Origin of the sequence: Roseivirga spongicola, assembly GCF_001592965.1 — a bacterium.
In the GTDB taxonomy this organism is placed as follows: Bacteria; Bacteroidota; Bacteroidia; order Cytophagales; family Cyclobacteriaceae; genus Roseivirga; species Roseivirga spongicola.
The window spans coordinates 664,887-677,873 of sequence record NZ_LRPC01000001.1 but is presented as its reverse complement, the minus strand read 5'-3'; the positions used below and the strand labels follow the sequence as shown (position 1 = coordinate 677,873).

8 protein-coding genes are annotated in these 12,987 nt (G+C 38.6%); 4 read left to right on the top strand and 4 right to left on the bottom strand.

Annotated elements, in window-relative coordinates:
- Positions 1-5: 5 nt before the first annotated feature.
- The 3 genes from AWW68_RS03025 (at position 6) to AWW68_RS03015 (ending at position 8,590) form a co-directional block, all read left to right on the top strand.
- Positions 6-995, top strand: a complete 990-nt coding sequence (locus AWW68_RS03025) for an HNH endonuclease (protein ID WP_068216431.1) — start codon at positions 6-8, stop codon at positions 993-995.
- Positions 992-5,812, top strand: coding sequence for a RecQ family ATP-dependent DNA helicase (locus AWW68_RS03020; protein ID WP_068216429.1), 4,821 nt, complete (start codon positions 992-994; stop codon positions 5,810-5,812). The genes AWW68_RS03025 and AWW68_RS03020 overlap by 4 nt, the downstream gene beginning before the upstream one ends.
- A 390-nt stretch (positions 5,813-6,202) precedes the next feature.
- Positions 6,203-8,590, top strand: a complete 2,388-nt coding sequence (locus AWW68_RS03015; RefSeq protein WP_068216427.1) for an ABC transporter permease — start codon at positions 6,203-6,205, stop codon at positions 8,588-8,590.
- A gap of 44 nt (positions 8,591-8,634) precedes the next feature.
- On the opposite strand, the gene AWW68_RS03010 is transcribed toward AWW68_RS03015, so the two are convergent.
- The 4 genes from AWW68_RS03010 to AWW68_RS02995 all read right to left on the bottom strand — a co-directional run bounded on the left by AWW68_RS03010 (position 8,635) and on the right by AWW68_RS02995 (position 11,798).
- Positions 8,635-9,624, bottom strand: coding sequence for a YpdA family putative bacillithiol disulfide reductase (locus AWW68_RS03010; RefSeq protein WP_068216425.1), 990 nt, complete (start codon positions 9,622-9,624; stop codon positions 8,635-8,637).
- A 62-nt stretch (positions 9,625-9,686) separates the two neighbouring features.
- Entirely contained in the window at positions 9,687-10,127 is a 441-nt protein-coding gene (locus tag AWW68_RS03005) for a DoxX family membrane protein (protein ID WP_068216423.1), read from the bottom strand.
- An 84-nt stretch (positions 10,128-10,211) separates the two neighbouring features.
- The gene (locus AWW68_RS03000; RefSeq protein ID WP_221405965.1) at positions 10,212-10,550 is read right to left on the bottom strand and encodes a potassium channel family protein; all 339 of its coding nucleotides are present in this window, start codon (positions 10,548-10,550) and stop codon (positions 10,212-10,214) included.
- A 12-nt stretch (positions 10,551-10,562) separates the two neighbouring features.
- A complete protein-coding gene (locus tag AWW68_RS02995; protein WP_068216419.1) occupies positions 10,563-11,798 on the bottom strand; it encodes a M28 family peptidase in 1,236 nt (411 codons plus the stop codon).
- A gap of 59 nt (positions 11,799-11,857) precedes the next feature.
- Here AWW68_RS02995 and AWW68_RS02990 point away from each other — a divergent pair, with 59 nt between their 5' ends.
- Complete coding sequence (locus AWW68_RS02990; RefSeq protein ID WP_068216417.1) at positions 11,858-12,973, top strand: TolB family protein; 1,116 nt, start codon at positions 11,858-11,860, stop codon at positions 12,971-12,973.
- The last annotated feature ends 14 nt before the right edge of the window (positions 12,974-12,987 follow it).

The following is a 12,987-nucleotide window of genomic DNA, read 5'->3' as shown; positions in this document are numbered from 1 at the left end:
ATTGTATGGAAAAACACTCAACAATAAACGGCACACCACAGCAAAATGAGTTTCTTACGAAATACCTTAAAGTCTTTCGTAAACTACGAATCGATCGCTCTCACGGCATTGCCCCGCACAAGCCGATTCTTCTTCTTTCTATTATTCAGGCATATGAAACCAAACGAATATCAGAACCTAAGATTTATCTGACACCTGAATTGGTTGCTCTTTTCAAAACCAACTGGAATAAGCTTGTTCAAACCAATCATGATTGTCGGATATCCTATCCCTTTTTCTATATGAAAAGCGAGGGTTTTTGGGTGTTGAAGCCAAAGGCTGGATTTAGCAACCTGAATACAATGGGTTCGTTAGTCAAGAGCTTTGCGAACCTAAATGCTGCGGTGGAGTATGCCGAGATCGAAAAACCCTTATTTGAGTTACTTAATGATGCATCTTCTAGAAAGGCTCTCTTGCAGGTTTTGTTAGAAGAATATTTTCCAAACACTAAGGGTTACTTTTCTGAACAAGACCCTGTCTCACTTTTCAATGATTTAGAATACAGCTTTTTAAACGATCCTTCCGAATATTATAGAGATAGAACAAAGGAACTGTTGACTCAAAAAAATGACGAGGAAATCTTTCTTAGAGGGTCAGTTTTCAAGCGTGAAATTCCAAAAATATACGATCATTCTTGCTGTATTTCAGGGCTGAGGGTCAGCTCAATGCATAACATCTCGATGATAGATGCTTGCCATATAATACCCTTTAGTGAAAGTTATGATGACACGGTAACCAATGGAATCGCCTTATGTCCAAACTTGCATCGTGCATTCGATAGAGGGTTATTGAGTATTACTCCAGACTTCCGAGTTAGGGTTTCTGAAGGGTTCGTGGAGGAAGGCAAACTTACGCTTAGGCAATTCGAGGGCCAGCGAATAAGTCTTCCAGCGAATAAAAAATACTGGCCAAATAGAGAGAGCCTAGAATGGCATGGAGTTAATGTTTTTAGATGAAAAATATAGTCTTCATTGATACAGAAGTTGACCCAAAGAATAATCGAATCCTCGATATAGGTGCTATAAAATCAAATGGAGATTCATTTCATTCAAACTCTATACCTGACTTTATCCGATTCCTGACTGATTCAGAGTTTATATGTGGTCATAATATTCTAAGCCACGATCTTAAATTTATTCGCAACTCCTTTTCTCAGGATTTCCTTGAATCAAAGAAGGTAATAGATACACTGCATTTATCGCCTTTACTATTCCCTTCAAAACCATATCATAATCTATTGAAGGATGACAAACTTCTCACAGAAGAAATTAATAACCCACTTAATGACTCAATAAAAGCTAAAGACCTCTTTTTTGATGAACTCACTGCATTTCAAAAAACAGAAGGTCATTTTAAAGAAATCCTCTACCTGCTTTTACACGACAAAAAAGAGTTTTCCTCTTTTTTCAATTTTGTTGACTATAGATCGGAATATAAAAACCCTACAGAATTAATACATGGATTCTTTCAATCGAAGATCTGCACAAGCTCCAATCTGCTTAAGATAAGCTCTGAACACCCTGTAGAATTAGCTTATGCATTGGCTTTGATTAATTCTAAAAACAAGTATTCAATTACCCCACCATGGGTATTAAGAAACTATAGGGAAGTAGAACGAATTGTATTCCTTCTAAGGAATAAACCCTGTATAAAAGGCTGTGTTTATTGTGATCAGGCATTAGATATTCATGCTGGCTTAAAAAGGTTTTTTGGTTTTAACTCATATCGAAGCTATGGCGGTGAACCATTACAAGAAAAGGCTGTAAAAGCAGCAATCGACAACAAATCAATACTAACCGTTTTTCCAACAGGGGGAGGAAAGTCAATTACATTCCAAGTGCCTGCCTTGATGAGCGGGGAAAACACAAGAGGTTTAACGGTGGTTATTTCACCTCTCCAATCCCTGATGAAAGATCAAGTAGATAATTTGGAAAGGGTTGGGATTACCGAATCTGTAACAATCAATGGGCTATTGGATCCAATTGAACGTAGTAAGTCGTTTGAAAGGGTTGAAGATGGTTCGGCATCCATCCTTTATATATCCCCTGAATCCCTGAGATCAAAGAGTATAGAAAGATTGATTCTGGGTAGAAAAATCTCACGTTTTGTCATTGATGAGGCACACTGTTTCTCTTCTTGGGGACAAGACTTTAGGGTAGATTATTTATACATAGGCGATTTTATCAAGTCAATTCAGGAAAAGAAGAATTTAGAAGAGGGAATACCAGTTTCCTGTTTCACGGCTACTGCCAAGAGAAAGGTTATTGAAGATATAAGAGAGTATTTCAAGAATAAACTGGGATTGAGTTTAGAGCTTTTCAGCTCAAAAGAATCAAGAAAGAACCTTCATTATCAAGTGTTTGAAAAGGAGAATGAAGAGGAAAAATACAATACAGCAAGAGATTTAGTGGATGAAAAGAATTGTCCTACAATAATCTATGTCTCTCGGACCAGAAGGGCATATGAACTTGCAGAGCGCTTGGTAAAAGATGGGTATAAAGCCAGGCCTTACCATGGTAGAATGGAGAAGCAAGAAAAGTCTGCCAATCAGGATGCTTTCATAAATGGAGAGGTACAAATAATGGTCGCTACATCTGCCTTTGGAATGGGGGTTGACAAGAAAGATGTTGGCATGGTTATTCACTATGAAATCTCTGATTCACTAGAAAACTATGTTCAAGAAGCTGGTAGGGCAGGAAGGGATCAAAGCATTACGGCTGATTGTTACGTGCTTTTCAATGAAGAAGACCTTAGCAAGCACTTCATTCTACTCAATCAAACCAAATTGAGTATCAAAGAAATTCAACAAATCTGGAAAGCGATTAAGCATATCACAAGGTTTCGTTCAACAGCCTCTAACTCCGCTTTAGAAATCGCTAGAAAGGCAGGGTGGGATGACAATATAAGAGATATAGAGACCCGGGTTACAACAGCTATTGCCGCCTTAGAAGATGCTGGCTATCTGAAGCGAGGACAAAATATGCCGAGGATATTTGCTAACAGCATTCTAGCTAAGAATGCACAAGAGGCAATCGATAGAATAAACGCATCTGAAAAGTTTCAGGAAAATCAAAAGGAGAAGGGAGTTCGAATAATTAAATCCCTTTTCTCAAGCAAGAGCAGAAAACAGAGTAATGATGATGTAGCCGAATCTCGTGTTGATTACATATCTGATCATCTTGGAATTGTCAAAGAAGAAGTCATCAATATTGTGAAACTTCTTAGGGAGGAAAAAATTCTAGCAGATGCGAAAGACTTGACAGCTTTTATTCAGAAAGATGAGAGTGTAAATCGTTCACTTCATATAGTTCAAGTATATGCCAAAATTGAAAAGTTTCTGCTGTCCGTTTTTCAAGAGGAAGAAAGAACTTTTCATATCAAAGAGCTGAATGAAACAGCTGAGGAAAATGGCTGTAATGAAGTCAGTCCTCAAAAGTTGAAAACAATCATCAATTTTTGGGCGATCAAGAACTGGATTAAAAGGCATCTAGACCCATCCAAAAACCACATAACCGTATTGTGTAGTCAATCAAAATTGGCACTTCAAGATAAACTGGAGAAGCGCCATGAGTTGGCTCAATTCATAATTGAATTACTCCATCAAAAGAGTTCTTCTTTAAAACCGAGTAATGAAAAGGAACAGGTATTAGTAGAGTTTTCTGTTCAAGAGTTAAAAAAAGCTTATGAAAACCGTCAGGCGCTTTTCAGGCTAAATATTTCCACTGACGACATAGAAGATACTCTGTTTTATCTATCACGAATTGAAGCAATAAAAATTGAAGGTGGGTTTCTTGTAGTATACAATAAATTGACGGTAGAGCGTATCGAACAAGACAATAAGAAAAGGTACAAAATAGAGGACTATCAAAAACTCAATCAGTTCTATGAATCCAAAGTTCAGCAAATACATATTGTAGGGGAATATGCTAAAAAAATGATCAGCGATTATAAAGATGCCTTGCAATTTGTGGAGGACTACTTTCAGTTGAATGATCAATCTTTTTTATCTAAGTACTTTAAAGGAAGTAGACAAGATGAGATTAAGAGAAATATTACACCCTCCAAGTTCAGACAGCTCTTTGGAGAACTGTCTCCTACCCAGTTAAAAATTATAAATGATAGAGAATCTAAACAGATTGTAGTTGCAGCAGGCCCTGGGAGTGGCAAAACAAGGGTATTAGTCCATAAGTTGGCTTCACTGCTTTTGATGGAAGATGTAAAGCACGAACAATTATTGATGCTTACATTTTCAAGAGCAGCTGCAACAGAGTTTAAGAAACGCCTCTTACAATTAATAGGAAATGCTGCATTGTATGTAGATATAAAGACGTTTCATTCTTACTGTTTCGATTTATTGGGCAAGGTTGGAACTCTAGACAAATCAGATGGTATACTCAAAAGAACTGTCGAGCGAATAAGAGTAGGAGAAGTAGAGTCAAATAGAATAGCTCGTACAGTCTTGGTTATTGATGAAGCTCAAGACATGAATTCCGATGAGTTTGAACTCATTCAGGTTTTGATGGAGCAAAATGAAGAAATGAGAGTGATTGCTGTTGGCGATGACGATCAAAACATCTACGAATTTAGGGGGTCAAGTTCCAAATATTTAGAGCAATTCATTCGAACCAATAAGGCTGTAAAGTATGAACTAGTTGAGAATTATAGGAGCAAATCAAATTTGGTAGAATTTACTAATCAATTTGTTAGAACAATTCATCATAGATTAAAGAACACTCCGATCATTGCCAGACAAGCAGGCCTAGGCGTTATAAAAATTATTCAATATCAAAGTACAAACCTGATTACACCCTTAGTTCAAAGTATACTTGAAAGTGAACTGATGGGCACAACCTGTGTTCTAACAAAAACCAATGAAGAAGCAATGTTTGTTACCGGATTGCTTCTTAATAATAAGAGGAATGCCAAACTCATTCAGACCAATGATGGATTTAGTTTATATAACCTTGTGGAGGTTCGGTTTTTCATTGGTCAATTAAACTTGGACGAATCTTCTTATATAGTCCATGAAGAAAACTGGGAGGAAGCGAAAAGAGAGCTACGCAACCAATTTGAAAGCAGTACTACTTTAGAGATTTGCCAAAATATTATAAGAGACTTTGAAGTCACTAATCCTAAAAAGAAATACCGTTCTGACTTTGAGGTTTTTATTAGAGAATCAAAGTTGGAAGACTTTTATGGTGAGGATGTCGAGACAATATTTGTATCCACTATTCACAAAGCAAAGGGAAAAGAGTTCGATAGTATATTTCTTCTTCTTGATAACTTTAATCTAAATACTGATGAGGCAAAAAGGCAAGTATATGTAGCCTTAACTAGAGCAAAACAAAATCTTTCCATTCATTTAAATAGCCGCGTGTTTGAGCATATTAATAGTCAAAACATAATCAAGACTATTGATCCCTCTGTCTATTCACCACCGGATGAAATTCTCCTTCAATTGACACACCGAGACGTTCAACTAGGATATTTTGAATTTGTACAACATCGAATTCGTGAACTATTAAGTGGAGATGCATTATTACTATCCGAAGAGGGTTGCCTTAATACTAACAGAGAGTTTGTTCTCAAGTTTTCAAAAAGCTTCAAGAAAAAGCTCAAAGAACTCGAAGAAAAGGGCTTCAAAACCAAAGACTGTAAGATAAACTATCTTCTTTTCTGGAAAGCAGAAGACTCCGATCGAGAAGTGGGAATTGTACTGCCAGAGATATATTTCGAGAGAAATGATCGAACTTCTCTTCCTAATCATGAATAATCATAAGCTTATAATGCTTCACTCTTAATTTTAGAGACTGCTTCAGTCGTACCTCCTTCGCAGTGACGAAAAGTAAAGACAAAAAAAACCGAAGGTTAACTACTCCTTCGGGTCACTAAACAAATAAACTACTAACTGTATGAAGAGAACTACTGACTAGTCCTCGTTTTTCTTTAATCTATCCTTTCAATTATCATACCAAAATCGATCTTCACGATTTTACTATATAGACGTTTTTTTAAGCAGAATAGTTTAAAGCGCTACGTTCCTTTAACTATAATTAACTTCTTGCTACACAAGCATTAAACACCGTCTGTCTCTTTCTTATTGGTATTGCAAAATTAGATTAATGTATGCATCTTTAACGAAGGACTTAGTTAACAAATTGTTATGCTTAAATTTGCTCTTCGAATTCTTTGGAAAAACCGTCTATTCAGCCTTTTAAACGTTGTTGGGCTTACTTTTGGTCTTGCCGCTACCATTTGGTTGGTTATGTTTCTTCAGAACGAATTAACATTCGATCAACATTTCAATAACCATGAGAGAATCTATCGGGTGAGCCATGTGCTTTCTGCACCAGGTGTAGAGTTCAACACAGCCTACTCCGCTTCTGAGCTGATGCCAAAGATGAAGGAAGAACTCCCGGGAATAGAAAGTTTTTCTCGATTTGGTTTTGTTGGCCAACCAGAAATTAAATACAACAACCAATCATTCAGCCAAGAGCGAATGTATTACACCGATCCTACCGTGTTCGATATTTTCAACTTAAACCTGTTGATTGGCAATTCGGAAACTGCCTTAAAAAACCCGAATGCTGTGATTATTTCTAAGTCTGTCAATGACAAGTTATTCGGTGATGAATTAGGATTGAATGAAACCATCAGAATTGATAACCAAGACTTAAAAGTTACTGGGGTTTATGAGGACCTCCCAAAAAACACACACTTTGAATTTGACGTGCTGATTGCAGGCATTCAAACCAGAGAGTTTGCCATGCAAGACGGTGTGTTCAACTCAGAGGTGTTGTGGAATGCTGACGGACTTAACTATGTGTTACTAGAAGAAGGCACCACCAAAGAAGACATTTTAGCCAAGTTCGCTCCGTTCAATGAAAAGTATTACATGCCTTTTGGTAATCAGATTAATGGGAATCACAAACTGAGACTTCAGCAGCTATCATCCATTCATTACGATAAAGAGAGCATTGATGATGATTTTGCTAAAGGCAACCCAACCAATTTATTGGTTTTCTCCTCTGTAGGCTTGGCCATACTCTTTCTAGCTTGTATTAACTACATCAATTTGGCCACGGCTAGAGCAGGTTTAAGAGCGAAGGAAATTGGAATCAGAAAGGTTTTAGGAACAAACGTCAACAGCCTGAGAGCTTCTTTGCTTACCGAGTCTTTGGTACAATCCATTGTATCTTACCTTCTAGCCATTGTTATGGTGTGGGCACTTATTTCTAACTCTCCTTTACAAAGCTGGCTTGGAGTAAGCTTCGATTTTACACTCTTCCAAAACCCTCCACTTTTGCTCGGCACATTGGCCATTGTGCTACTTACTGGCCTGATAGCTGGCATTTATCCAGCTTTCTATCTTTCGCAGATCAAGTCAGTTTCTGCACTCAAAGGAACATGGACAGCCTCAAAGTCTGGACAGATGGTTCGCCAAGGTTTAGTGTTATTTCAGTTCGTTATATCTATAGGCGTTCTGCTCAGCACATTGCTCATGAAAGATCAGATCTCCTTTATTCAGAATAAGGATATGGGCTTTGAGAAAGATCAGGTAATGATGATAACCACAAGTGATTCAGTAACTCAGAGCAGGTATACTGCCATGAAAAATATTTTAGAGACTTATCCTATGATCGAAAATGTCACTTCATCGAACTTCTTAGTGGGTTCAGATATTGGGCAGATAGTTTTTAAGGTCGAAAAGGATGGTGAGATGAAGCAAATGGAGTTTAAGTACATCCACGGAGGAGTTGACTACCTCAAGACCTTTGGTATCCCCTTGGCTGAAGGAACATTTTTCACCAAAGACGAGACAAGTGGTAATGCAAAGTTTGTGATCAATGAAACAGCTGCTCGAGAAATAGGCTGGGATCAACCTGTTGGGAAGAAGCTAGGCTTTTTTCACCAACAAGAGCCTGGGCAGGTTATAGGAGTAATGAGAGACTTTAATCACTTCTCTCTCCATAACCCAATTGAGCCTTTGGTTTTCGTTTACAACCCCAACCCGGGCAGGCATTTAATTGTGAGATTTAATCAAAATCAAGCTTCGGAAGCTTTAAAGGCTGTGGAGGCAGTATGGAACGAACAGTTGCCTAATTACCCGTTTGAATACAACTTTCTTAATGACAGGCTGAGCACATTATACGAAGCCGATAGAACACAAAGTAAGCTAATCACTTTTATGACCCTCCTTTGCGCCATCATATCACTTATTGGATTGATTGGGCTTACGGCCTTTAACATTGATCAGCGTAGAAAGGAAATCGGAATTCGTAAAGTATTGGGTGCCATGTCTCCACAGATTGTCGGGCTTATGTATTCGGGCACCTTCCGCTTGCTACTAATTGCTAGTGTAATTGCTGTTCCATTGGCTTATTTAGGCATCGACAAATGGAGTCAAAACTTTGAATACCAAACGGGAATCAATTTTGGCCTGATCGCTTTAGGAGTTGGTGCCGCCTTAGTACTCACTTTTATCTTGGTAGGAGGTTTAGTTTTTAACTCAGCTCAAAAGAACCCTGTAAAGACTCTAAGGCAGGAATAGGCTAAAATCCTTAATAGCCATTAAACATAACTGCTAATAATACACTAACCTAAATTGACTCCAACTACAGAGTTCTTTTTAGACAAGATGCTCTGTACAATCAATCTGGAATGAACGCGAGTGTTTTCTATAAAGAGTTTACTGGTTTGCATACCTGCATTTATTACGCCAGCCACGTACACTCCAGACAGCTCTGTTTCTAGCGTTTTTTCATTGTGCAGCGGAATTCTATATTCATCAGTGCTCACAGGGATTCCTAGCGATTCAAAAAGCTGGTAGTTTGGCATATAGCCAGTCATGGCAAGTACAAAGTCGTTCTCTAATACCACCTGACCATCGGCAGTCTGAAGCACAACTTCATTGGGTCTAATCGCTGTTACTGAAGTATTAAAATAAGCCTTTATACTACCTTCTTTAATCCGGTTTTCAATATTCGGACGAATCCAATATTTTACTTTTGGGTAAATCTCAGATTCGCGAATGGCCATAGTCACATCTGCTCCTTTGTAGTAAGTCTCCAAGGCAACATCGCAGGCAGAGTTAGCTGCTCCTATCACTAATACTTTCTGATCTACGTATGGGTGTGGGTCGTCATAGAAGTGCTTGACTTTCTTCAAGTCTTCACCAGGTATATTGAGCATTCTAGGGGTATCATAAAAACCTGTGGCTACAATAACATTGCTGGCCTTATACATGCCCTTGGTAGTTTCTACTTGATAAACCTCACCATTATGATCCATAGATTTCACTTCTGTATACAAGTGAACTTCCAAATCCCAGCTATCCTGAACTCTTCTGAAGTACTCAAGCGCCTCTCTTCTAGTCGGTTTATCGTTGTGAGCAATAAACGGTACGCCCCCAATTTCCAATAAATTAGAGGTAGAAAAGAAGGTCATATTTGTGGGGAAATTATAGAGTGAATTGACCAGAACACCTTTCTCCAAAATAACATAAGAAAGACCTGCCTTCTTAGCTTCAATGGCACAGTTTAACCCAATAGGTCCTCCTCCAATAATTATTACATCGTACTTCAAAGCATCAAAATTTACTTATTAAAGTAAATCAAATGGGTAAGGAAAAGTTCGGTAAATGTTTTCTAATTATGAATTCGATTGCTCTTCCGTTGAAAAACCAATACAAAAGCTGCACTAATAATCACAATATTCTTCACAATGTATTGACCTTCCATAGTAAGCTGAAACGGAAAGCTTTTGAAAGTGACTTCGGTAAGAATAAAGAGCGGCATAATAGTGCAGGCCATGTGAAAGAGTAAAAGCCAAAAAGTGAGCCTAAACTCTTTTGAGAACACTAGTAAAAGGCCTAAGCCTACTTCCATAGTGGCTAGACTTGGCATAATGAGCCATTCAGGGAACAAGTGAAATGAAAGAATTTCTACTGTGGTTGAAGCTAGTCCTTCTGCAGGGCTTAAGCCGGGAAAAAATTTGAGTCCACCAAACCATAAAAATAGAATGCCAATGCAAACTCTAAGAATACGAAATTGGTGACGCTCCAGAAAAAAAGTGATATAGCGCGTCATAGTTTAAAAAATCAGTCCTCTAATATATCATTTTAGAGAAAAGTAAAACCTGACAAAGCTTAGTTTAAGTGAATATATGATGGCTTACTGCTTCTTTTTTCCTTTAATGACGTTCGGATACTCCCGACTTACTTGCTGAAAATGTTTGTAAACAGCATTGATGAATGCCAGAATGAGTCCAACTCCTATGCCTATGTATATTATAGTAAATAGCTTTCCTAAATCAGTCTGAGGAGAAAAATCGCCATAACCTACAGTGCTCAATGTAATAGCCGCAAAATACAGGGAGTCTAAATACGACCAGCCTTCCAGATAATGGTACACCAACGCACCACCAAATAAGATGCCTATAGAGGCTCCTAATAGACTGCGATAATGCTTGTCTTTGAGAAATTCAATAAGGGTGTGAAATACGAATTTCACGCAAAAACCAATTTAGAACTTAACCTTAGCTGTTTTTATTTCTTCTCCACGCTTGAACTCTACGGTGGTTTCATCGCCAGATTCAAATGCGCTTAATGCTCGCATATAGCCCATCATGTCTACAATGGTAGAGTCTCCTAACTTCATTACAACATCTCCTTTTTCCATTCCGGCTGCAGAGGCGGGTTTTCCTTCGGTTACTCCGTCAATACGCATGCCCTTTCCATCATATAAGTAATCTGGAACCACTCCGAGGGAAACCGTAAACCTTGGAGAGTCGCCAGAATCATCTTTAGTTTTGGTAAATGCTAGCCTCTCTTTATCATCTAGGTTATCTATCAGCCTTTCTATGTATCTGATCACCTTAATCATACCAGGGTAATTAATCTTATCCTCATCATCAGTAGGTCTGTGGTAATCTTCATGCTGACCGGTGAAAAAGTGAAGTACTGGGATGTCTTGCAGATAGAAAGACGTATGGTCAGATGGACCTACTCCAGATTCGGTGGTAACAAGCTTTAATGAATCGTAATTCACTTTATTAATTACCTCATTCCACACCGGACTAGTTCCTGCTCCATATATAGCCAAAGAGTTGTCTTCCTTCAACCTACCAACCATATCCATATTAATCATGTAGTTAATGCTATCTATCGATACCGTTGAGTTCTTTGAGTAATAGTTAGATCCCCAAAGACCATTCTCTTCACCAGAAAAGGCTACGAACAAGAAGTTGTAATTAGCCTTTTTGCCAGCATAAATCTCTGCCAATTGAATTAAAGCAGCTGTTCCACTGGCATTATCATCGGCACCATTGTGTATTGCCTGACCTTCACCTCTGTACAAAGAGCCTTCATTGCCGTAGCCTAAATGATCGTAATGCGCACCCAGAGCAATGGTATACTCAGCACCATTGTCTATATAGCCCACTACATTTCTGCCAGAAATACCTTCTCCATTCGTTCCAATTACGGCCTCTTCATGTGGGTTTGAAGGCTTATTCACCTTAAAAACCTGAAAGTATCTATCGGTTCCTTTTGGTTCCAGACCTATTTCCCTGAATTTATCGGCAATATATTTTGCAGCTAACACCTCACCATCGGTACCAATAGCTCTGCCTTCCAAGTCATCGCTTGCTAAATAAGTAATGTCTTCCTTTAGGCCAGTCATCAACTCTTTGTCGGTGGTAAAGTCTGTACAAGCCGATGCTAAAAAAGCCAAGGCGAGAATGGTATAAAGTCGCTTCATATGCTCAAGATTTAAGTCAAAGATAATAATGATTATCTTCGCGGCATTAATTGCCCATCATGATTAGACATTATCTACTACTATTAGTAACCCTTGTAACATTAGCTTCTTGTAATCAGGAAAAGTCGAATAGCACTACCACAACCGATGCACATTCTGCTGCTGACTCGCTTCTTCTTCACCCAGAAGAAATGAAGTATCTGAAGAATATTAAACAACTGACCTTTGGTGGAAACAATGCAGAGGCTTATTGGAGCTTTGATGATAATTACTTGGTTTTTCAGTCAGATTACAGCCAATGGGGAGCAAACTGCGACCAAATTTATGTTACAGACTGGAGAAATGATGACCTGAAGAATAATGCTCCAACCATGGTGAGCACCGGAATGGGCAGAACAACTTGTTCTTACTTTTTGCCAGATAATAAAACAATAGTTTACGGCTCCACTCATTTAGGAGATGAGGACTGTCCTCCTGTTCCAGAAAGAAGAGCTGATGGCAAATATGTTTGGCCTATTTATCCGAGCTTCGATATTTTCACTGCAGATCTTGATGGAAATATCATTAACCAATTGACTAGTGAGCCAGGTTACGATGCAGAGGCCACGGTTTCTCCAAAGGGAGACAAAATTGTTTTCACTTCCATGAGGACTGGCGATTTGGAGCTTTTTACCATGAATATTGATGGCTCGGATGTAAAGCAAATCACTAGTGAATTAGGTTATGATGGAGGAGCTTTCTTCTCTCCTGATGGTAGTAAGTTGATCTTCCGTTCTTCGAGACCAAAAACTGAAGAAGAGATAAGAGAGTACCAAGACTTGTTGGCCGAAGGCCTTGTAATGCCAACCGACATGGAGCTTTACATTTGCAATGCAGATGGCAGCGACTTGAGAAAACTTTCAGACTTAGGACAGGCCAATTGGGCACCGTTTTTTCATCCCTCGGGCGAGAAAATCATCTTTGCCAGTAATCATACGGCAACCAGAGGTTTTCCTTTCAACCTATACATGATTAATACTGATGGAACTGGTTTAACCAGAATCACCCATGATGAAACCTTCGATGCTTTCCCTGTTTTCTCAAATGATGGCAAGTACATTGTGTTCTCTTCTAACCGAAACAATGGCGGAACAAGAGATACCAACCTCTTCGTAGCTGAGTGGATTGGGGGGTAAGAGGTATTAATGAT

Coding starts and splice junctions, on each gene's coding strand:
- AWW68_RS03020 (WP_068216429.1), top strand. CDS start 992: ATGAAAAATATAGTCTTCATTGATACAGAAGTTGACCCAAAGAATAAT.
- AWW68_RS03005 (WP_068216423.1), bottom strand. CDS start 10,127: ATGACGCGCTATATCACTTTTTTTCTGGAGCGTCACCAATTTCGTATT.
- AWW68_RS02995 (WP_068216419.1), bottom strand. CDS start 11,798: ATGAAGCGACTTTATACCATTCTCGCCTTGGCTTTTTTAGCATCGGCT.
- AWW68_RS02990 (WP_068216417.1), top strand. CDS start 11,858: ATGATTAGACATTATCTACTACTATTAGTAACCCTTGTAACATTAGCT.
- AWW68_RS03025 (WP_068216431.1), top strand. CDS start 6: ATGGAAAAACACTCAACAATAAACGGCACACCACAGCAAAATGAGTTT.
- AWW68_RS03015 (WP_068216427.1), top strand. CDS start 6,203: ATGCTTAAATTTGCTCTTCGAATTCTTTGGAAAAACCGTCTATTCAGC.